At 69.9% G+C, this 21,378-nt stretch carries 14 protein-coding genes; 12 read left to right on the forward strand and 2 right to left on the reverse strand.

The features are described from left to right. Nucleotides 1-113: 113 nt before the first annotated feature. The 4 genes from rsmH to ABZV40_RS04100 all read left to right on the forward strand — a co-directional run bounded on the left by rsmH (nt 114) and on the right by ABZV40_RS04100 (nt 4,955). Complete coding sequence (gene rsmH, locus ABZV40_RS04085) at nt 114-1,067, forward strand: 16S rRNA (cytosine(1402)-N(4))-methyltransferase RsmH (RefSeq protein WP_355435415.1); 954 nt, start codon at nt 114-116, stop codon at nt 1,065-1,067. Continuing rightward, nucleotides 1,064-1,648: a hypothetical protein gene (locus ABZV40_RS04090; protein ID WP_355435418.1), complete on the forward strand. Its 585-nt coding sequence runs from the start codon at nt 1,064-1,066 to the stop codon at nt 1,646-1,648. Before rsmH ends, ABZV40_RS04090 begins: the two co-directional genes overlap by 4 nt. Further along, the gene (locus ABZV40_RS04095) at nt 1,648-3,558 is read left to right on the forward strand and encodes a penicillin-binding protein 2 (RefSeq protein WP_355435421.1); all 1,911 of its coding nucleotides are present in this window, start codon (nt 1,648-1,650) and stop codon (nt 3,556-3,558) included. Before ABZV40_RS04090 ends, ABZV40_RS04095 begins: the two co-directional genes overlap by 1 nt. Before the next feature lie 233 nt (nt 3,559-3,791). Further along, nucleotides 3,792-4,955, forward strand: a complete 1,164-nt coding sequence (locus ABZV40_RS04100; protein ID WP_355435424.1) for a putative glycoside hydrolase — start codon at nt 3,792-3,794, stop codon at nt 4,953-4,955. Nucleotide 4,956: 1 nt separating this feature from the next. On the opposite strand, the gene ABZV40_RS04105 is transcribed toward ABZV40_RS04100, so the two are convergent. After that, nucleotides 4,957-9,918 carry a TIR domain-containing protein gene (locus tag ABZV40_RS04105; RefSeq protein WP_355435427.1) on the reverse strand — a complete coding sequence of 1,654 codons (4,962 nt, stop codon included), beginning with the start codon at nt 9,916-9,918 and terminating at the stop codon, nt 4,957-4,959. Between the two features lie 44 nt (nt 9,919-9,962). Then, entirely contained in the window at nt 9,963-10,712 is a 750-nt protein-coding gene (locus ABZV40_RS04110) for a universal stress protein (RefSeq protein WP_355435430.1), read from the reverse strand. Between the two features lie 275 nt (nt 10,713-10,987). Between ABZV40_RS04110 and ABZV40_RS04115 the strand changes: the two genes are divergently transcribed. From ABZV40_RS04115 to ABZV40_RS04150, 8 genes are all read left to right on the forward strand, one after another. Then, nucleotides 10,988-12,529 carry a UDP-N-acetylmuramoyl-L-alanyl-D-glutamate--2,6-diaminopimelate ligase gene (locus tag ABZV40_RS04115; RefSeq protein WP_355435433.1) on the forward strand — a complete coding sequence of 514 codons (1,542 nt, stop codon included), beginning with the start codon at nt 10,988-10,990 and terminating at the stop codon, nt 12,527-12,529. Beyond that, on the forward strand, nt 12,526-13,986 hold the full coding sequence (gene murF, locus ABZV40_RS04120) for a UDP-N-acetylmuramoyl-tripeptide--D-alanyl-D-alanine ligase (protein ID WP_355435436.1): 1,461 nt from the start codon (nt 12,526-12,528) through the stop codon (nt 13,984-13,986). The genes ABZV40_RS04115 and murF overlap by 4 nt, the downstream gene beginning before the upstream one ends. Then, a complete protein-coding gene (mraY, locus tag ABZV40_RS04125; RefSeq protein WP_355435439.1) occupies nt 13,983-15,068 on the forward strand; it encodes a phospho-N-acetylmuramoyl-pentapeptide-transferase in 1,086 nt (361 codons plus the stop codon). Before murF ends, mraY begins: the two co-directional genes overlap by 4 nt. Before the next feature lie 2 nt (nt 15,069-15,070). Next, nucleotides 15,071-16,438, forward strand: coding sequence for a UDP-N-acetylmuramoyl-L-alanine--D-glutamate ligase (gene murD, locus ABZV40_RS04130; protein WP_355435442.1), 1,368 nt, complete (start codon nt 15,071-15,073; stop codon nt 16,436-16,438). Beyond that, a complete protein-coding gene (gene ftsW / locus ABZV40_RS04135; protein ID WP_355435445.1) occupies nt 16,435-17,901 on the forward strand; it encodes a putative lipid II flippase FtsW in 1,467 nt (488 codons plus the stop codon). The genes murD and ftsW overlap by 4 nt, the downstream gene beginning before the upstream one ends. 83 nt (nt 17,902-17,984) lie before the next feature. Continuing rightward, the gene (gene murG, locus ABZV40_RS04140; RefSeq protein ID WP_355435448.1) at nt 17,985-19,088 is read left to right on the forward strand and encodes an undecaprenyldiphospho-muramoylpentapeptide beta-N-acetylglucosaminyltransferase; all 1,104 of its coding nucleotides are present in this window, start codon (nt 17,985-17,987) and stop codon (nt 19,086-19,088) included. After that, complete coding sequence (gene murC, locus ABZV40_RS04145; RefSeq protein ID WP_355435450.1) at nt 19,085-20,467, forward strand: UDP-N-acetylmuramate--L-alanine ligase; 1,383 nt, start codon at nt 19,085-19,087, stop codon at nt 20,465-20,467. The genes murG and murC overlap by 4 nt, the downstream gene beginning before the upstream one ends. Then, nucleotides 20,464-21,216, forward strand: a complete 753-nt coding sequence (locus ABZV40_RS04150) for an FtsQ-type POTRA domain-containing protein (protein WP_355435453.1) — start codon at nt 20,464-20,466, stop codon at nt 21,214-21,216. The genes murC and ABZV40_RS04150 overlap by 4 nt, the downstream gene beginning before the upstream one ends. Nucleotides 21,217-21,378: the final 162 nt, after the last annotated feature.

Genomic DNA, 21,378 nt, shown 5'->3' on the forward strand with positions numbered 1-21,378 from the left:
GAGGCCTCGGTCCGCTCGACTACCGGCCCTGGCGCACCTTCCCCGGCGCCAGGTCCGACGGGCGGGCGGGGACCTGACGTCACCCGAACGCGCATCAGGGGAGTCGAGGGACGATGGATCAGCCGCGGCACGTTCCGGTGCTGCTGGACCGCGTCCTGGAACTCTTCGCTCCGGCGCTGCAAGGCAGGCCCGCCGTCGTGGTCGACACGACGCTCGGCATGGGCGGCCACTCCGACGCGCTGTTGAGCGCGCACCCCGAGCTGACGCTCATCGGGCTCGACCGCGACCCGCAGGCCATCGAGATGGCCGGGAAACGCCTGGCGCGTCACGGTGATCGCGTCCATCTCGTCAACGTCACCTACGACCACATCGACGAAGCCGTGGCGGACCTCGGTTACTCCCGTGTGGACGGTGTGCTGATGGACCTCGGCGTGTCCTCGCTGCAGCTGGACGAGGAGGAGCGCGGGTTCGCGTACTCGAAGGACGCGCCGCTCGACATGCGGATGTCCAAGGGCACCGGCATGACGGCGGCGGACGTGCTCAACACCTACTCGCACGGCGACCTCGCGCGCATCCTCTCCACCTACGGCGAGGAGCGGTTCGCGGGCAAGATCGCCTCGGCGGTGCTGAAGGAACGCGAGAAGGCGCCGTTCACCAACTCGGGGCGGCTCGTCGAGCTGCTGTACAACGTCGTCCCCGCGGCGTCGCGGCGCACCGGCGGTCATCCGGCCAAGCGCACGTTCCAGGCGCTGCGGATCGAGGTCAACGGCGAGCTGGAGTCGTTGCGGCTGGCCCTTCCCGCCGCGCTGGGCGTGCTGGGCGTGGGCGGCCGGATCGTCGTCGAGTCGTACCAGTCGCTCGAGGACCGGATGGTGAAGCAGGCGTTCGCGGAGCTGGCGAAGTCGAGGACGCCGCCGGGTCTGCCGGTCGAGCTGCCGGGGCACGGACCGGAGCTCAGGTTGCTCACGAAGGGCGCGGAGCTCGCGTCGGAGCAGGAGATCGAGGACAACCCGCGCGCGGCGCCGGTGCGGCTGCGGGCGGCGGAACGGATCGGAGAACCGAGATGACGGCACCCGCGAGGGTCGGTGGGCCGTCGCCCCGCGACCCTTCCAAGAAGAAGGCGGAAGAGCAGAACAAGGCGCGGCGGCGGACCGCCGGTGCCGAACGTGCCTACGCGCGCCGGGCCCAGCGCGCCCAGAACCTGCGGGGCGGTGCCGCGGCGCCGCAGCCCAAGCCCGCGTCGAAGGCGCCGTTCGTGGTGCTGGTGATGCTCGTGCTGGGCGCGGGCGTCGCCGGGATCATGTACTTCTCGACCCAGGCCGCCGCCGACACCTACCGCCTGCAGGAGGCGAAGGCCGAGGCGGAGAAGCTGCAGTTGCGGACGGAGCAGCTGCGCCGCGAGGTCGCGCTGCTGGAGTCGCCGACCGACCTCGCGCGCCGGGCCGGCGAGATGGGCCTCGTGGAGCCGACGAACCCGGCTCGGCTGCGGCAGAACCCGGACGGCTCGATCGAGGAGTTCGGCAAGCCGAGCGCGCCGACCAAGTCGACACCTCCGCCGCCGCCGTCCTCCGAGACGCCCGCGGGTCAGCAGCCGCCGGCGGGGCAGAACCCGCCCGCGGGCAACCAGACGCCTCCGGCGGGTGGCTGATGCCGGGTCCCCAGCAGAGGGGGCCGCGCCGCCCGTTGTCGGTGCGCGGTCCTCGCCCCGCCGCACGGCTCGGCGGCAACAGCCGGATGCGCTTCGCCATCGGCCGCATCCTGCTGATCGGCGCGCTGGTGCTCGCCGCCGTGAAGCTGGTGCAGGTGCAGGGCCTGGACTCGAAGGAGCTCTCGGAGCAGGCGAAGCTGCAGCGCACGACGCGCCAGAACATCGCGGCCAGCCGGGGCTCCATCCTCGACCGCAACGGCAACCAGCTCGCGTTCTCCGTCGAGGTCAGGGCCCTCTACATCCTTCCGCAGCGAGCCAGGAAGAACTGGGACGCCGCCCACCAGAAGGACCCGAAGCAGTACCCGCTCTCCTACGAAGACCACATGCGTGAGGTCGCCAAGTTCATCTCGTCGACGCTCGGCCCGGAGGTCAACGGCGAGAAGACCGACGAGGAGACCGTCTACCAGCAGCTGGTCAAGGACATCAGCTACGAGGTCCTGGTCAGTGAGGCGGAACCGGCGAAGGCCGCGAAGATCGTCGCGAAGTACCCGGCCGAGATCGGCTCGGAGTACCGCGCCAAGCGGATCTACCCGAACGGCGAGCTGGCCTCGAACATCATCGGCGCGGCGAACTGGCGCCAGGAGGAGAAGCCGCCGACCACGCAGGGCATCCTCGGCCTGGAGAACTCGCAGGACAACGTGCTCGCCGGCCGCATGGGACGGCGCGTGGTCGACACCATGTCCGGCGACGACACGCTCGTCATCCCGAACACCGAGCAGGAGCTCGTGCGCCCGCAGCCGGGCAAGAGCCTCGAGCTCACGATCGACGTCGACACCCAGTACGCCGTGCAGCGGATGGTCACCGACTACGCCAAGAAGTCGGGCGCCAAGACCGCGTCGGCGATCGTGCTGGACAGCCGCACCGGCGAGATCGTCGCCATGGCCAACGACAAGACCTACGACCCCACCGACTTCGGCAAGGCCACCGAGGACCAGCTCCGCAACGCGGCGGTCTCCTCGCTGTTCGAACCGGGTTCGGTGAACAAGATCGTCACGGCGGCGGCGGCCGTCGAGTACGGCTTGTTCAAGCCGGACGACGTGCTGCAGGTGCCGGGCTCGATCAAGGTCGCCGACCGCACGATCAAGGACTGGTGGGGGCACGGCACCGTGCCCCTGTCGTTCACCGGCGTCTTCGCCAGGTCCTCGAACGTGGGCACGCTGATGGCGGCGCAGGAGGTCGGCAAGGAGCGCTACGCCGAGATGCTGCAGAAGTTCGGTCTCGGCCGGCGCACCAACTCCGGTGTGCCCGCCGAGGAGGCCGGTGTGGTGCCGCCGCTGAACCAGTGGTCCGGCTCGACGTTCGGCAACCTGCCGATCGGCCAGGGCCTCTCCATGACGTTGCTGCAGATGACCGGCATGTACCAGGCCATCGCCAACGACGGCCTGCGCATCCCGCCCCGCCTGATCCGCGCCGAGATCGGCGAGGAGGGCGCTCGGTCCGAGAAGCCGCGCCCGGACGGCGTCCGCGTGGTGTCGCCGCAGACCGCGAAGACGGTCCGCGACATGTTCCGCTACGTGGCCCAGGTCAACCCCCGCGACGCGAACCAGACCGCCACCGGCCCCCAGGCCGCGCTGCCCGGCTACCAGATCTCGGGCAAGACCGGTACCGCGCAGCAGATCGACCAGAACTGCAAGTGCTACTCGCAGTCGCAGTACTGGATCACCTTCGGCGGCATCCTGCCGGCCGACCACCCGCGCTACGTCATCGGCATCATGCTCGACAACCCGCACGGCACCCAGTTCAGCGGTACGGCGGCGCCGTTGTTCCACGACATCGCCACCTACCTGACGCAGCGGTTCCAGATCCCGATGTCGGCGGAGCAGACGCCGTACGTGCAGCTGCAGATGTAGCTCGTCCGCCGGGGCGCGCATTGTTCGTGACGCGCCCCGGTTCTTCAAGTGATTTGAGACACGCGCAGGCGTGGCAATGACGAAACTCACCGCCTTTTCCGATTAACAGTGAAAATTTTCGCGTTGCTCACTACAAATGAGACGAACTTTGTCCCGTCTAATACTCCGAAATCGGAGTGCAAGGCGAGATGGGGTTCGGCGTGCGTTCATTCGGAATTTCGATCTTGGCGGGTGTGCTGGCGGTGACCCTGGTGCCCGCAGCCCAAGCGGGGGAAAGCAGCCCCACGGCGAAGTCGTACTGGTTGCACATGAACAGCACGCCGACCACTGATGAAATGATCACCAAGGAAGCGCGGCGGCGTTCGTACGTCGTGCTCAACGCCTGGGAGGGTGATCTTGCCGCGAAGTTCAAGGCGGCCAATCCGAAGATCCGGACGTTCGTCTACAAAGACCTTTCCTCGACTCGCAGCTACGCGTGCGAGAACGGCGTCGACAACACCGATCTGCCGACCGGTGTCGGTTACTGCGAGGCCTCGGTCAATCACCCTGAGTGGTTTCTTCTCGACTCAAACGGTGAGCGTTTCGAATACAGCGGATATGAGGGCCACTGGCAGATGGACGTCGGCAACACCGACTACCAGAACGCCTGGGCCGACAACGTGATCGCGTCGTCGCGGAACGTCTTCGACGGCGTGTTCATGGACAACGCGCTGTTCGCCTGCGACACCTACCACGACGGCGTCTGCCCGGCGGCGTACCCGACCGACGAGGCGATGCGCGACGCGTACCGCTCGATGCTCGCCAACACCCGGCAGAAGTTCGTCGACGCGGGCCTCAAGACCGTCGCCAACATGTCCAACGCCCGCCTGCACGAGGGCGCCTGGGACAGCTACGTCGAGTACCTCGACGGCGGCTTCGACGAGTGGTGGCTGACCTTCAGCGACACGGACCTGCTCTCCGAGTACCCCGAAGGCTGGAGCCGGCAGATCGCGCAGATCACCGAGAACGAGGCCAAGGGCAAGATCACCTGGGTGCAGCCGCACCACAGCGGAGCCGAGCAGCCGTTCCGCTACGCCTTCGCGAGCTACCTGCTGGCCGCCGGTTCGCACGCGGCGATCTCCGACATCGAGGAGACCGACCGCTACGACAACGCGTCCGCGTGGCATGCCGAGTACGACTGGGATCTCGGCGAACCGGCCGGCTCGTATTACGAGGTGACCACCAACGTCTTCCGGCGTGACTTCGCGTGCGGCACGGTGCTCGTCAACGCGAACAAGACGGGCAGCCGTGCCGTCACCGTGCGGCTGTCTGAGCCGCAGACCAACGAGAAGGGCGCGTCCGTCCGCTCGGTGGCGCTGCCGGGCACGACCGGGTCGATCCTCCGCAAGTCCTGCTGAGTCAGAGCCACCGGGGATGCCTGCCGGTGATCCCCCAGACCAGCTGCTCGATCGGGTCGGGGTCGGCCGTCCGCATGTCGACGGTCGACCAGACCCGCAGGAAGCCGGGAAGTTCCGGGTCGCCGTCGGTGCCGTCGAGGATGACCGGGATGACCCGGCGGCTCTTGTTGCGCGCCGACCAGTCGTTGATGAGCTCCATCTCCGCCTCGTGCCACGGTCCCGGCCCCGCCGGACCGATGAGCACGGCGGCGGACCGGCTCTTCTCGATGCCCTTGGCCATCTCCTGCTGCCACCGCGAGCCCGGCTGGATGTCGTGGACGTCGAGCCACGGCAGGATCCCGCGCCGGTGCAGCTCCGCGACGATCTTGAGCACCTGCGGCTTGTCGCGGACGTTGTGGCACAGGAAGACGTCGTAGTCCCCGGCCTCCCGCTTGCCCCGCAGCGTGGTCGCCGCGACGTCCTCGTCCCGTTGCGCGTTCGCGTTGGAGTTCATCTCGGCCACTGCGGGGCGGACGTCGCCGACCTCGTCGGGGCCGTCGACGAGCGGGATGACGAAGTCGTCGCACTGCGGACAGGTCATCTTCGTCTTGCCGCGCGCCCGCCTGCCCCGCACGAGGTCGTCGGGAATCGTGTAGCCGCAGAGCCCGCACCTGCGCACCCGCCGCATCGTGACCTCACCGGCGCGTTGTTCCAGGTGCTCGACGACGTAGGCCTCGAACTGCTTGCGCACGAGCGGCACCACCTGCTCGTCGTAGCACAGCGCCAGCTCGCCCTTGCCCTCCTCGACCTCGCGGATGGTGATGCCGCACAGGCCCGCGTCCGCCTTGTAGGTGGCGGAGTTGTGCCACATCTCGTCCTTCTCGAAGAACCGCGAGTGCGCCAGCCGCACCGCCAGCGTCGAGTAGATCGAGTACAGGTGGCCGTCGAACGCGAACACCACGTCCTGGCCGGGTAGCCGCGGCGCGTCGGGCCGCTCCCGGGTGAACTGCGAGGGGAAGATCAGGTCGACCTCCCGGTCGGTGACCTCCTTCAGTGCGATCTCCCTGCGCAGGAGCTCCTGCACGACGGCGTTGAGCAGGATCCGTTCCTGCTGCGGATGGGTCAGCTTCTCGTCCTTGGGAATCCGGAAGCGACCTTCGAGCGCGTCGTCCTCCCGGACGAAGCCCAGGCCGTCCGGCTCGTCCTTCGCGGCCTGGACCAGCGACGAAGCGTAGGAGTCCAGCAGTTCGGGGCGCAGGAGGACGTAGTCGCCGTACGACATCCTCCGCACCACGCCAACGCTTTCCAGTCGTCCGATGCAGGCCGTGAAGCTGCCGCTGAGCTCCTCGGCGGACGGCGCGTCCGGCTGGGTGCGGCGGAAGCTGTGCACGAGGTCGTCCACAGTGGACAGAATGCGGCCCTGCTGCTTCTCCTCGACCACGAAGTCCCTGATCGCCTCGAACAGCTCGTTGGAGCTGACCACGGGCAGCGCGTCCCAGTCGATGCCGTCGCGGATGGAGCGGACGAGGTCGCCGACACCCCAACCCTCCTTGGCGCTCGTCTCGACGTACCCGTCGAACCCGAACGCCTTGAGGGTCTCCTGGATCCGTTCCTGGCTCACGGCCGCGGTGCCGCGATCGGCCCTGGCCGCGACGAGGTACACGCGCATCCGCACGGCGTTCGCCCCGTCGAGCCTGCGGGCCTGCGCGAGCGCCCGGCTCCAGTACTGCACGCCGGCGAACGGGTCGGTCTCGCTGCGCGCGTCGAACACCACCAGAGCCACGGCCACCTCGTTGAGGTGCAGCTGGTGCACCATCCGGTAGCCGGGCTGGCCGGCGAGGTCCCAGAGCAGCGTCTCCCGCGTCTGCACGTCGCTGCTCGGCAGGGTCGCGTAGGTCTTCTCGAACGTCCACACGGTGCGGCCGTGCGTCGACTCGGTGGGGGCGAACGGCTTGCCGCTCAGCACCAGGCCCAGACCGGACTTGCCGACGCCGGTGTCGCCGACGAGCACCACCTTCGCGTTGGTGTACCGGCGGGCGGTCTTCGCCGGGCCGATGCGATCCAGCACCTCGTGGTCGAGGCGGACGATGTCGACCGTGTTGCCGTCCTTGACCGCGAGCAGGGGCTTGGTGGGGTGGAAGGCGAGTCCGCCGCGGCGTTCGACGTGTTTCCTCTCCAGGGTGGCGACGCACTGCCAGTCCCGGGACCGCCAGATCTTCACCGTGTCGTCCTCGGCCAGGGTCGCGAGCAGCGAACCGTCCGGGGAGAACTTGGCGCTGAGGAGCGGACCCTTGTGCTCGTTGAGCACCGCGACCGCCTTGTCGGCGACGAGGTCGTGGATCAGGACGAGCGCGTGCTCCTCGCCGGCGAACACGCCGATCGCGTGCTTCTCGTCGGACACGAAGACCTCAAGTGCCTCACCGCCAAGGTGCCGCTCCCACACCCGTGCCAGGTCGGAGGAGCGGAGCAGACGCACGTTCTGGCGATGAACCACCAGGACATGACGCCCGTCGCGGGTCCAGCGCGGCTTCGGGACGTACCGCGTGGACACTCTGCTGAACTCGCGCTCGCGCAGGGTGCGGCCGGTGGCAACCCCGATGATCAGCAGTCCGAAGGGGTCGAGGAGCGCGAGTTCCGCGCCGCTGGGCGACCAGCTGATGCGAGTGCCGTGTCTCACCGGGCGGAGCTCGCTGGTCTCCCCGTTGCCGAAACTGACGAGCACGATCCGGTGGTTCGCGCCGTCCTCGCGCTGCACGACCGCGGCCATCGGCCTGGTCGGGTGCCAGGTGACGTCCGTGACGTCGGGATGTGATTCCCGCTCGCGCGGGGCGGAGCCGTCGGTGATCGTCCAGTACCTGATCCGGCGACCGGAGTTCATGCTCAGCAACTGCCCGTCGGAGGACCAGGTGACCTGTCCGACCGGCTCGGTGCCCGCCTTCAGCCCGCGATGGACGAACTCGACGCCGGTCCGCGCCGATTCCGGCTGGGCCGCACTGCTGCCGGCCGTGATGTGCGTACGCAGAAGGTGCAGGTTCGCGGTGAAGGTCGACTCGGACGGACGGGGCGTTGGCCGGTATGCCGGATGTCCACCCGTTCGCGGCCGGTGGTAGTTCCTGGCCAAGGTGGTCAGGACCTGGGTGGCCACCGGGCGCGCCAACTCCGCCGCCGTCGTCAGGACGGACGGCCGTGTGCTCAGGTCCGCGTGGCTGAGCAGCGCGAAGAGAAGTTCGTCGTCCGGTTCGGTGAGCAACTTCAACAGGTAGGACGCGATCTGGAAGTCGGCGAGGGGGCCTGATCGCAGCTGGAGGTCGTCCACCTGGGCGCTCTGGAGACCGAGCGCCCTGACATCGTCGGAGAACTCGGCCTTGGAGATCCACTGCCGGCTGCGGTTCAACATGCCCAGCGCCGCCACGGCCAGCAGGTCCGGCGCCACGCCGACCCGTTGCGCGCGGAGTTCCAGCAGCCGCTGCTGCAGAGCGGTGGTGGAGAGGTTGCCGGGTGGCTCCGGAATCGACGGGTCGGTGAAGTACCTGGCCATCATGAAGAGCAGCCGTGGCTGCCGTGCCAGCGATGCGTGGGCGAGCACGGCTTCGGCTCGCAGAGGTCGCCGCGGCGTACCCGCTGTCGCTGCGTTCCACCGCTCGATCCACGCCCGGATCCTCACGTCGTCGAACGGTTCCAGCCGGGCCACCGGTACGCGGTCGGGAATGAGCACGTGATCCAGGCCCGACGGGCGCGAGGTGACCACGACCGCGACCGCGCGATCCCAGGCGGCCTCGTTCTGCTGGAACCTGACGACCTCGGACAGGTAGTTGCTGTCGGGCCTCGACGACGACAACTCGTCCAACCCGTCGAGCACGACGACGGACACGAGGTCGGCGAGGTCGTCCCACGTGACCTGGCCGCCCGTGAAGTACCGCAACGCTTCGTCGACCTGGTCCGCCACCGCCAGGCTCGGGTTTGCCGATCGCAACGGGACGCGCACGACCGCCTCGTCTCCCATCGGCGGGAAGGCCGCGAGCATTCTGGTCAGCGCCGACTTCCCCCCGGCGGCGTCACCGATCACGAGCAGCGGCGCCCTGGTGGCCCGAGGGCTGCTGAGATGTCTGGCCAGGGTCAGCTCGAAGTCGTTTCGCTCCGGGACCTCCGACCACCACCTGTCGTCGGTGAACCTCGCTGAAGGGCTTGCCGCCACGGTCCGGAAGGCCGGCCTGACGTAAAGCTGGTCGAGGGTCGGCAGGTGGGATTCACCCGCCAGGGGTTGAGTGACCAGCGCCTGGTTGGCGCGGCTCAGCCGCTCCAGCGGACCTTCCACCGGGGGACGGTCCCGCGGCGACGGCAGCAGCTCGGCGGTCGCTTCCAGCCACACCGCGAACTCCGGCACGTCCTGGGCGAACGTCGTGAAGGACGTCGAGTACGCGGACGTCGTCGCGTCGATGAAGCCGAAATCCGACAGCACTCCGATGCCGGGGCAAGGATGTAGTCGGTACAGCGCGCGGTGCACCCGTTCAGCGCGGTCGGCCACCCAGCTTCTGACGTCCTCGAAATGTGCGTCGAGGGCTCGTGCGCTGTCGAGCACCGGCAGGTCGTCCGAGTAGAGGTACGAGACGAACGAGTGCTCTTCCTGGTGCCAGTTGCGCGCGGCGTTGACCTGCAGCTCGAACACTTCGGCCAGGGTGGTGCGGACCTGGTCGAAGAAGGTCCGCGCCAAGATCGTGGTGTGGATCGCCGAGACGAGTTCGAGCCTCGCTCGGCCGCGGCGGACGGAGGACAACCGTTCGACGGCGTGCCGCAGCGCGTCCCTGACGAGCTCCGGCACCTCGCTGCCCGAAGCGATCCAGCCCAGGATGCCGTGCATCGACTTGTGCAGCTCGGTGCCGGTCAGGACGTTGCCGAGCTGCCGGTCGACCTCGTCCAGCCACGCCGGGTCGTTCCGACCGAGAACGAGCAGGGCGCCTCGGAGCGTGGTCGCGGCGGGCTGCATCAGCCCATGCTAGATAGCTCGTGCGTCCCCGAACGAGCTATCGGTCACGGCACCACCCGATCGTCGTGAAGGGGCTCCGGCCGAGCCACCAGCACCGGGCACGAAGCGTGGTACAAAGCCGCCCGCGTGATCAGGCCGAAGCCGTCGTTCTGCCCGCCGCGCCCGACCACCACGAGGTCGGAGTCCAAAGAGGCCAGTGTCTCGTGCGGGTGCCGGGACTCGACGACGACCTCTGGTGTCAGCTCGGGGGCCGTGGTACGCAGGAACAACACCGCGCGCCGGACGGCGGCCTCGTCGCGGGGCATGACGACGCCGTGCAGGGCCGGCGGGTGGACGTGCAGCAGGCGCAGCGACGCTCGGCGGGTGCGGCAGAACTCGACCGCGCGCCGCAGCACGACCGGGTCCTCGCACCCGCCGACGGCGGCGGTGATCCAGCCGTACTCGCCACGGATCGCCGGGGGCCGTCCGCGCACCACTACGACTCCGCACCGCGCGCGGCGCAACACCGGGAGGACGAGGGACCCCAGACCCAGGCTGCGGTGCTGTTCGCCCTTGCACCCCAAGACCAAGGTCGCGCTCGAGTCCGACGCCCTCACCAGTGCGGCCACCGGGTCGTCACCGCTCGGGCGGAAGTGGGCGGTGAGCATGGGGAGTCGTTCGAGGACCCGCTGGACCGTCGTGTCGCCGGGGTCCGCGAGGTACACCTGAAGATCCGTCCGCAACGACCACGCGTGGCGCGCCGCCCACTCGAACGCGTGGTACGCGGTTTCGGAAGTGTCGACCCCGACCGTCACGGAACGACTGAAATCAGGTGCCCAGAAGGAAAACCTCCTGGGTTGCACCGTCGTGGTTGTTCTCATCGCCGCCTCCTGCCGTCTCCACCTCACCGCGCGTGTCCTCGCGTCCACAGGGTCGGAAGTCACAAAGCGGGCAGGAACTTGTTCCGCCGGACGGGCTCACTCCGCAGGACCAGCGGAAACGGCCACTCGATCGGCCCATCGCGGCCGATCATCACCCGAACGCCAACGCGCCGCTCGGCCACTCCGTGCACGCCGGTAGCCTCTTGCCCGTGCCTGCCAAGCTCGAGGGCAAGGTCGCGACCGCCCCGCCCCGCCCCGCCCGCATCCGACCTGCATCCGCGGCTGCTCTCGCCGCGGTCGCCGACGTGCACCTGACCAGGCCCGCGCATGCCGACGTCCAGGTGACCGGGGTGACTCTGCGTGCCCAGCACGTGGTCCCCGGTGACCTCTACGCCGCGCTGCCCGGTGCTCGCGTGCACGGTGCCGACTTCGCCGAGACGGCTCTCGCGAACGGCGCGGTCGCGGTGCTCACGGACGAGGCCGGAGCCGCGCGCCCTGTTTTTAGTGTCGGAGCCCTGAAGGACGTGCCAGTGCTGATCCACCCGCGGCCGCGCGAGGTCGTGGGGCTGCTCGCCGCGCACGTCTACGGACGGCCGTCGACCAAGGTCAGGCTGTGGGGGGTCACCGGCACGTCCGGCAAGACCACGACCACGTACATGATCGAGTCGGTGCTCAAGGCCGCGGGACGGCAGACGGGTCTCATCGGGACGGTCGGCACCCGCATCGGCACCGAGCAGCTCGGCAGCTCGCACACCACGCCCGAGGCACCGGACCTGCAGGCGCTGTTCGCGGTGATGGCCGAGCGCGGCGTCACCGACGTGGCGATGGAGGTGTCGAGCCACGCGCTGCACATGGGCCGCGTCGCCGCCACCGAGTTCGAGGTCGGCGCGTTCACCAACCTCAGCCAGGACCACCTCGACTTCCACGCCGACATGGAGGAGTACTTCCAGGTCAAGGCGCAGCTGTTCGACGGCCGCGCGCGCAGGGAGATCGTCTGCGTCGACGGCGACTGGGGTCCCCGGCTCGTCAAGGACCACACGATCACCGTCGCCACCACCAAGCCCGCCACGTGGACCGCGAGCGGTGTCGAGGTGAGCCCGACCGGTGAGCAGACGTTCACCGCGCACGGCCCCGACGGCGACCTCCGGATCCACCTGCCGCTGGCCGGCACGTTCAACATCGCGAACGCGCTGGTCGCCATCGCCTGCCTGCACGCGGAGGGCATCCCCGGCGAGGCGATCCGGGACGGTCTCGCGAACGTCCAGGTGCCCGGCCGGATGCAGCGCGTCGACGAGGGCCAGGCGTTCACGGCGGTCGTCGACTACTCGCACAAGCCCGCCGCAGTCGCGCTCGCGCTGGACGCCGTGCGCGCCAAGACCGACGGCCGGGTGATCATCGTGCTCGGCTGCGGCGGTGACCGCGACCGGGCCAAGCGCCCGCTGATGGGCGAGGCGGCCGCGCAGCGCGCCGACGTGTTGATCATCACCGATGACAACCCGAGGAGCGAAGACGCGTCTTCCATTCGGGCCGCCATGCTCGAAGGGGCCCTCGCCGCCGAGAACAGGGGCGAGGTGCTCGAGATCGGTGACCGGAAGCTCGCGATCTTCAAGGCCGTGGAGCTCGCACATCCGGGCGATGTCGTCGTCGTGGCGGGCAAGGGACACGAGACGGGACAGGAGATCGCCGGCGTGATCCACCCGTTCTCGGACGTCGAGACGCTGACCGCCGCGATCAGAAAGGCGCACCGTTGATCGCACTCACGCTCGCCGAGATCGCTCAGATCGTCGGCGGACGGTTGCACGCAACCGATGGCAGCCCGGTGGTCACCGGCTCCATCGAGTTCGACACCCGCAAGATCACCGAGGGCGGCCTGTTCCTGGCGCTGCCCGGTGAACGCGTGGACGGCCACGACTTCGCCGCCCAGGCGGTCGCGTCCGGTGCTGTCGGCGTGCTGGCCGGCCGGGAGGTCGACGCCCCCGCGGTGATCGCACCGCCGGTGCCGACCAGGCACGCCAACGCCTACGTGCTCGCGGGCGACAAGAACGGCGAGGGCGCCGCGGTGCTCGAAGCGCTCGCGAAGCTCGCCCGCCACGTCACGGACCGGCTCAAGGACCTGACGATCGTCGGCATCACCGGTTCGGCGGGCAAGACGTCCACGAAGGACCTCATCGCCCAGGTGCTGAGCCCCACCGGTGAGACCATCGCGCCACCCGGTTCCTTCAACAACGAGCTCGGCCACCCCTGGACCGCGCTCAGGGCCACAGAGGACACGAAGTTCCTCGTGCTGGAGCTGTCCGCGCGCGGCATCGGCCACATCGCGAACCTGTGCGAGGTCGCGCCGCCGAAGTTCGGCGCCGTGCTGAACGTCGGCAGCGCGCACCTGTCCGAGTTCGGCTCCAGGGAAGGCATCGCGCAGGGCAAGGGCGAGCTCGTCGAGGCGCTCCCGGAAGACGGTGTCGCGATCCTCAACGCCGACGACCCGCTGGTGGCGGGCATGGCGAGCCGCACCAGGGCCAAGGTCGTGCTGGTCGGTGAGAACCCGAACGCCGACGTGCGCGCCGAGAACATCGTGCTCGACGAGCAGGCCCGTGCGACCTTCACGCTGAAGACGGCCAAGGGCGACGCGCAGGTCAGGCTCGGGCTGAACGGTCTGCACCAGGTCGGCAACGCCCTGGTCGCCGCCGCGATCGCACTGGAGCTGGGCGCCACGCCGGAGGAGGTCGCCGAACGGCTCGGCGCCGCGGAGCGGGTTTCCGCGCACCGCATGGTGATCACCGACCGGCCGGACGGCGTCACCGTCATCGACGACGCGTACAACGCGAACCCGGACTCGGTGCGGGCGGCGTTGAAGGCGCTCGCGACGATCTCGCGCGCCACCACCCCCGCCCGCCGCAGCTGGGCCGTCCTCGGCCCGATGGCGGAACTGGGCGAAGACGCGGTTCGTGAGCACGACGAGATCGGCCGCCTCGTGGTGCGCCTGGACATCAGCAAGCTCGTCGTCATCGGAGACGCGGCCCGCGCGATGCACCAGGGAGCGCACCTGGAAGGATCTTGGGGAGAGGAATCCGTTCTGGTGCCGGACGTGGACGCGGTGATCGCGTTGCTGCGCGCGGAAGTCCGGCCCGGTGACGTCGTGCTGGTCAAGGCATCCAACGCCTACCGCCTGTGGCGCATCGCCGAGGCCCTGCTGGAGGCAGGAACCAAGTGAAGAGCATCCTGATCGCGGCAGCGATCGCACTCGCGGTGTCGATCCTGCTGACGCCCTACCTGATCAAGATCTTCTCCCGTCAGGGCTTCGGCCAGGAGATCCGCGAGGACGGCCCGCAGCACCACAAGACCAAGCGCGGTACGCCGACCATGGGCGGCGTCGCCATCCTGGTCGCGATGTGGGCCGGCTACCTCGGCACGCACCTGGTGAACTCGATGTCGGCCTCGGCGTCCGGGCAGAACCCGACGGCGTCCGGTCTGCTCGTGCTGATGCTGACGACGTCGCTCGGCATCGTCGGTTTCCTGGACGACTTCATCAAGATCCGCAAGCAGCGCAACCTGGGCCTGAACAAGACCGCGAAGCTGGTCGGCCAGTTCATCGCGACGATCACGTTCGCGATCCTCGTGCTGCAGTTCCCGAACAAGGACGGCCTGACGCCCGCGTCGGTCAACCTGTCGTTCGTCCGCGACATCACCGTGGTCTCGTTCGGCGTCGTCGGGTTCATCGTCTTCTGCTACGGCATGGTCGCCGCGTGGTCGAACGCCGTGAACCTGACCGACGGCCTCGACGGTCTCGCCGGTGGTTCGTCGGCGATGGTGCTCGGCACGTACGTCGTGATCTCGTTCTGGCAGTTCCGCTACAACTGCTCCAGCTACGCCGTCGCCGGGTGCTACGACGTGCGCGACCCGCTGGACCTGGCGGTGATCGCCGCGGCCGCGATGGCGGGTTGCATCGGCTTCCTCTGGTGGAACGCCGCCCCGGCCAAGATCTTCATGGGTGACACCGGGTCGCTCGCGCTCGGCGGCCTGGTCGCGGGTCTCGCGATCGCGACCCGCACCGAGTTGCTGATGATCGTCATCGGTGGCCTGTTCGTGGTCGAGGCCCTGTCGGTGGCGCTGCAGGTCGCGGTCTTCCGCACCTCACGGCGGCGCTTGTTCCGCATGGCCCCCTTCCACCACCACTTCGAGCTAGCAGGCTGGGCGGAGACCACCGTCATCATCCGGTTCTGGCTGATGGCGGGCATCTGCTGCATGTTCGGGCTCGGCGTGTTCTACAGCGAGTGGCTGACGGGCGGGTTCTAGGGATGACGAAGCTGGCCGGTTCACGGGTACTGGTCGCCGGTGCTGGCGTGACCGGCCGGTCCGCCGCCGAGGCGTTGCTCGCGGCGGGCGCCGAGGTCGTGGTGACGGACTCGTCGCCGGAACGGCTGATGGCGCTGGAGACGCTGCTCGAAGGCGTCGAGCTGGTGCCGGGGCTGACCGAACCTCCCGCGGGTACCTCGCTGGTCGTCACGAGTCCCGGCTGGCAGCCGTCGAGCCCGCTGCTCGCGGCCGCCGCGTCGGCGGGCATCGAGGTGATCGGCGAGGTCGAGCTGGCCTGGCGGATGGCCGCCGAGCTGGCCGACCCGCCGGTGTGGCTGGCGGTGACCGGCACGAACGGCAAGACCACCACGGTCGGCATGCTGGAGTCGATCCTGCACGCGGCCGGAGCGGACGCCGTGGCGTGCGGCAACGTCGGTCTGCCCGTGGTGGACGCGCTGCTGGCCGGACGCCGGGTGCTCGCCGTGGAGCTGTCGAGCTTCCAGCTGCACTGGTCGCCGTCGGTGCGGCCGCAGGCGGGCGCGCTGCTCAACCTCGCCGAGGACCACCTCGACTGGCACGGCGGCATGGACGCCTACGCGCAGGCCAAGGCCAGGATCCTCACCGGTGACGTGGCGATCGGCTGGCTCGACGACGACCTCGTCGTGGACCTGCTGGAGGCCTCGCCCGCCCGCGACCGGGTCGGCTTCACCCTGGACGAGCCGCTCGAAGGCCAGCTCGGCGTGCGCGACGGCTGGCTGGTCGACCGCGCGTTCGCCGACGACGAGCCGTTGGTCGAGGTGGCGAAGATCCGCCCGGCCGGTCCTCCCGGCATCGCGGACGCGCTCGCCGCCACGGCGCTGGCACGTGCCTACGGTGTGCCGTCCGAGGCCGTGCGCGAGGGCCTGGAGGCGTTCGAACCGGCGGCGCACCGCGCGGTGCTCGTCGCCGTGGACTCCTCCGACATCCGATACGTCAACGACTCGAAGGCGACGAACCCGCACGCCGCGGTGGCATCGCTGCGGGCGTTCGACAGCGTCGTCTGGATCGCCGGCGGCCTGCTCAAGGGCGCGTCGGTCGACGAGATGGTGCGCACCGAGGCGCACCGGCTGCGCGGCGCGGTGCTGATCGGCCAGGACCGCCAGGTCATCGCGGACGCGCTGGCGCGACACGCGCCGGATGTCCCCGTTCGTGTGCTTGACACGGGGGACGATGAGCCCATGACCGTCGCGGTACGGGCTGCTCAGGAACTCGCGAGGCCGGGGGACACCGTGCTGCTCGCGCCGGCGGCGGCCTCCATGGACATGTTCACCGACTACGCCCATCGCGGGCAGGCGTTCACGGCCGCGGTGCAGGAGCTCATCGGCCGATGAGCGTCGTCGCGGAGAAGACGAGACCCAAGCGCAAGGTGCGGCCCGCGGGTCGCATCGCGTCGTTGCGCGGCGGGCTGACCGCGTGGCTGAGCCGTCCGCTCGCCGACTTCCACCTGCTGCTCGCGATCTTCGGCATGCTCACCGTGCTCGGTCTGGTGATGGTGCTGTCGGCCTCGGCGCCGGGGCAGGTCGCGTCGGGTGTGTCGGCGTACAGCGTATTCCAGAAGCAGCTGATCTTCGTGTGCATCGGTGCCGTGCTGTTCTGGCTGGTGCTGCGGTTCCCGCTCAGACGGCTGCGGCACCTCTCGACCGCCGCGATGGGCGTCGGCGTGCTGCTGCTGGCGCTGGTGCTGACACCGTTGGGCGACGTCCGCGGTGGCGCCCGGTCGTGGTTCACCGTCGGGCCGATCTCGTTCCAGCCGATCGAGGCCGTGAAGCTCGCGCTGGCGTTGTGGGGCGCGCACGTCCTGGTCACCAAGCGGGCGTTGCTGTCGCAGTACCGGCACCTGCTCGTGCCCGTCGTGCCGGTCGCGATGCTGGTGTTCGCGCTGGTCATGCTGCAGCCCGACCTCGGCGGCACGATCACGCTCGGCGTGGTGCTGATCAGCCTGCTGTGGTTCGTGGGCGCGCCGATGCGGTTGTTCGGCGTGATCGCCGGCGGTGCGCTGGCCGGTGCCGTCGTGCTCGCGATCGGTGCCGCGTACCGGCTGCAGCGCGTGACGTCGTTCCTCGACCCCAACGCCGATCCGCAGGGAGCGGGCCTGCAGGCGCGGCAGGCGATGTTCGCGCTGGCCGAGGGCGGGTTCTTCGGCAAGGGGCTCGCGCAGGGCAGCTCGCAGTGGCGGTACCTGCCCAACGTCGAGTCGGACTTCATCTTCGCGGTCATCGGCGAGGAGCTCGGGTTCGTCGGGTGCGCGCTGGTGCTGGCGCTGTTCGGCGGCCTCGCGTGGATCGGCCTGCGGGTGGCGGCGCGCAACACCGACCCGTGGATCCGGATCGTGTCCGCGACCCTGACGGTGTGGCTGGTCGCGCAGGCCGCGATCAACATCGGTTACGTCGTGCGGCTGCTGCCCGTCACCGGCATCACGCTGCCGATGATCTCCTCCGGTGGCACGTCGGTCGTGATGACCATGATCGTGTTCGGCATCCTGGCGAACTGCGCGCGGCACGAGCCCGACGCCGTGGCGGCGCTGCGGTCGCTCGGTCCCGGCCGGGTCGGCGGGCTGCTCAAGCTGCCCGCGCCCGAGGCGTACCGGCCGCCGCCCAAGCGCAAGCCGGTCCGCCCGTCCACGCCGCCGCGCGCACCGGGCAGGCGCACCGCGCAACTCCCGGTCGTCGACGAACGTCGTATGGCAGGAAGGTCCGCTCCACCGTCGGAGTACCGTCGCCGCGAAACACGGCGGGTGAACCAGAGCCGTTCCGAACAAGGCCGGTCGACCCGCGGTCGCGGGCGATACAACTGATCCCTGAACTGGCGTCTGCAAGTACCGCCGACACCCCGGTTGGCGGTACTTGCAGATCCGAAGACGAATACCGGAGGCAAGTCTTGACCGGGCACCCCGCCCCCAGTGGTCCGTGCGTTGTCGTCGCAGGTGGTGGCACCGCGGGACACATCGAGCCGGCACTGGCGCTGGCCGACGCGGTCATGCGGCTGCGACCGGACGCACGCGTCGTCGCGCTCGGCACCGCGCGCGGCCTGGAGACCAAGATCGTGCCGGCCCGCGGGTACCCGCTGGAGCTGATCCCACCGGTGCCGATGCCGCGCAAGCCCACGCTGGACCTGCTGAAGCTGCCGTTGAACGTGCGCGGCGCGGTGAAGCAGACGCGTGAGGTCCTCGAACGCGTCGGCGCGGACGTCGTCGTCGGGTTCGGCGGCTACGTGGCGCTGCCCGCCTACCTGGCCGCGCGTGGCCGCGTGCCGATCGTCGTGCACGAGGCCAACGCCAAGGCCGGTCTCGCGAACAAGGTCGGCGCCAAGTTCGCCGAGCACGTCGCGGCGGCCGTGCCGGACTCCGGGCTGACCGACGCGCAGATCATCGGCATCCCGCTGCGCCAGTCCATCACGACGCTGGACCGCGCGGCGCTGCGCGACGAGGCCCGCCGGTTCTTCGGCCTGGACCCGCACGCGCCGACGCTGCTGGTGTTCGGCGGCTCGCAGGGCGCGCGGTCGATCAACGAGGCCGTGGCGCCGGTGGCGGCCGAGTTCGCCCGTGCCGGCGTCGGTGTGCTGCACGCGTACGGCCCGAAGAACAGCGTTGCGGTGCAACAGGTTCCGGGTGCACCCGCGTACGTGCCGGTGCCGTACCTGGAGCGCATGGACCTCGCGTACGCCGCCGCGGACGCCGTGCTGTGCCGTTCGGGCGCGATGACCGTCGCCGAGGTGTCCGCGGTCGGTCTGCCCGCGGTGTTCGTGCCGCTGCCGATCGGCAACGGCGAGCAGGCCCTCAACGCCGGTCCGGTCGTCGCCGCCGGCGGTGGCCTGCTGGTACCGGACGAGGAGCTGACGCCCGAGAAGGTCGCGTCCCTGGTCGTGCCGCTGATGGCGGACCGCGGCCGGTTGGCGCAGATGTCCGCCGCGACGCTGGGCACCGGCCGTCGCGAGGCGGACGAGGTCCTGGCCCGCACCGTGCTGGAGGTGATCAAGAAGTGAGCCTCGAACGCGTTCACCTCGTGGGCATCGGCGGTGCCGGCATGAGCGGCATCGCCAGGATCCTGCTGGCGCGCGGTGCGCAGGTGTCCGGTTCGGACGCCAAGGACTCGCGGACCGTGCTGGCGTTGCGCGCCCAGGGAGCGCGGATCGCCGTCGGGCACGACGCCGCGAACCTGGATCAGCTGGTCGGCGGACCGACAGAGGTCGTGGTGTCGACCGCGATCAAACCGTCGAACCCGGAGTACTCGGCTGCTCTCGAACGCGGCATCACGGTGCTGCGTCGTGCGGAGGCGCTGGCCGGGTTGATGGAAGACCACCGGGTGGTGTGTGTCGCGGGCACGCACGGCAAGACGTCGACCACCTCGATGTTGACCGTCGCGTTGCAGCACTGCCGGTTGGACCCGTCGTTCGCCATCGGTGGCGACCTCAACGAGTCCGGCGCCAACGCGCACCAGGGCACCGGCGGGGTGTTCGTGGCGGAGGCGGACGAGTCCGACGGCTCGTTCCTGTTCTTCTCGCCGTCGGTGGCCGTCGTGACGAACGTCGAGGCGGACCACCTCGACCACCACGGCACCGTTGAGGCGTACACGGCCGTGTTCGACTCGTTCCTCGACCGGATCGTGCCGGGCGGCGTGCTGGTGTCCTGTGTGGACGATCCCGGTGCCGCGCGGTTGATCGCCGAGGCCCGGGCCCGCGGCATCCGCGTGCGCGAGTACGGCCGGACGGCCGCGGACGCGCGGATCATCGACTACAAGCCGTCGGAGAGCGGCGGCCTGGCGTCGGTCGAGATCGACGGCGTGGCGGTCGAGGTCCAGGTCGCCGTGCCGGGCGAGCACATGGCGTTGAACGCCGTGGCCGCGCTGCTGGCCGGTCTGGAGCTCGGTGCCGACCAGGCCGGGCTGCTCGAAGGCCTGGCGGCGTTCGGTGGCGTGCGGCGGCGGTTCGAGTTCAAGGGCCGTGCCGGTGGCGTGTCCGTCTACGACGACTACGCGCACCACCCGACCGAGGTCGACGCGCAGCTGCGTGCGGCGCGTCCGGTCGCCGCGGCGGGCCGTGTTGTCGTGGTGTTCCAACCGCACCTGTATTCGCGCACCCGCATGTTCGCCAGTGAGTTCGCCGCCGCGTTGTCGTTGGCGGACGAGGTCGTGGTGCTGGACGTGTACGGCGCCCGCGAGGAACCGGAACCCGGTGTCTCCGGCGCGCTGATCGCCGACCAGGTGACGGCTTCCGTGCACTACGAGCCGTCGTTCGACCGCGTGCCCGCACTGGTGGCGTCGCTCGTCCGCGAGGGCGACCTGGTGATCACCATGGGGGCGGGCGACGTGACGATGCTCGGCCCCGAGATCGTCAGCGCACTGCCACTCGAAGAGCCGTCATGAGTGCCCCGGTTCGTGGCAGGTCCACACGAGTTCGCCAAGCCTCGAACCGGAGGCCGAAGAGCGCCGAGTACCGGGCGCGGCGCAGGATCATCCTGCGCCGCCGCCTGGTCGCGCTGCTGACGTTGCTGTCCATCGTGGGCTTGACGTACGGCGTGTTCTTCACGCCGTTGCTGGGCGTCCACCAGGTAGACGTGCATGGTGCCGTGGTGCTGACCGACGACGAAGTCCGTCGCGCCGCCGCCATCGAGCCCGGCTCCCCGTTGGTGCGCCTGGATCTCGTCGGCATCCACGAGCGCGTGGCCGCCGTGCCCCGCGTCGCCGCCGTCGAGGTGGAACGCCAGCTGCCGGGCACGGTCCGGTTGCTGATCACCGAACGCGTACCCGTCGGCTCGGTGAAGCTGCCCGACGGCTTCCACCTCGTCGACTCGACCGGCAAGGACTACGCGGTCCTCCCCGCGGCGGCACCGGGCGTGCCGGAACTGGTCCTGGCCGCGCCGTCGCCCGCTGACCCGGCCACTCGCGCCGCGGTCGGGGTGTTGAACGACCTGCCGGAGAAGCTGCGGCCCGACGTGGTGCAGCTGTCGGCCACGTCCGGCGCCGACGTGAAGCTGACGCTGAGCGGTAACCGCGTGGTGAAGTGGGGCAGTTCCGACGACACGCCGCGCAAGGCGGCCGTGCTGCTGGTGCTGCTTTCCCGGCCCGGCACGGCGTACGACGTGTCGTCTCCAGACCTGGCCACGGTTTCCTAGCTGTTGCGGCGTCCGCAAAGACCGAGCCTCTTCCATCTTGTTGCGCGACATGCCCGGCCAAGCGCGACCCTTGCCGTGGGGTGTTGGGGCCCGGAGTCCACCCACAGCCGCTGAGGGGGGCCACCAAAGCCAACCCCCTGCGCCAACCGCCCCCCCCAACAG

It is taken from the genome of Lentzea sp. NPDC004782, from assembly GCF_040609115.1.
Lineage (GTDB): Bacteria > Actinomycetota > Actinomycetes > Mycobacteriales > Pseudonocardiaceae > Lentzea.

What these genes read in the sequence shown, in the direction of transcription:
- ABZV40_RS04150 (WP_355435453.1), top strand. Translation starts at nt 20,464, where the DNA reads ATGAGTGCCCCGGTTCGTGGCAGGTCCACACGAGTTCGCCAAGCCTCG.
- ABZV40_RS04090 (WP_355435418.1), top strand. Translation starts at nt 1,064, where the DNA reads ATGACGGCACCCGCGAGGGTCGGTGGGCCGTCGCCCCGCGACCCTTCC.
- murD (WP_355435442.1), top strand. Translation starts at nt 15,071, where the DNA reads ATGACGAAGCTGGCCGGTTCACGGGTACTGGTCGCCGGTGCTGGCGTG.
- ABZV40_RS04095 (WP_355435421.1), top strand. Translation starts at nt 1,648, where the DNA reads ATGCCGGGTCCCCAGCAGAGGGGGCCGCGCCGCCCGTTGTCGGTGCGC.
- ABZV40_RS04105 (WP_355435427.1), bottom strand. Translation starts at nt 9,918, where the DNA reads ATGCAGCCCGCCGCGACCACGCTCCGAGGCGCCCTGCTCGTTCTCGGT.
- ftsW (WP_355435445.1), top strand. Translation starts at nt 16,435, where the DNA reads ATGAGCGTCGTCGCGGAGAAGACGAGACCCAAGCGCAAGGTGCGGCCC.
- rsmH (WP_355435415.1), top strand. Translation starts at nt 114, where the DNA reads ATGGATCAGCCGCGGCACGTTCCGGTGCTGCTGGACCGCGTCCTGGAA.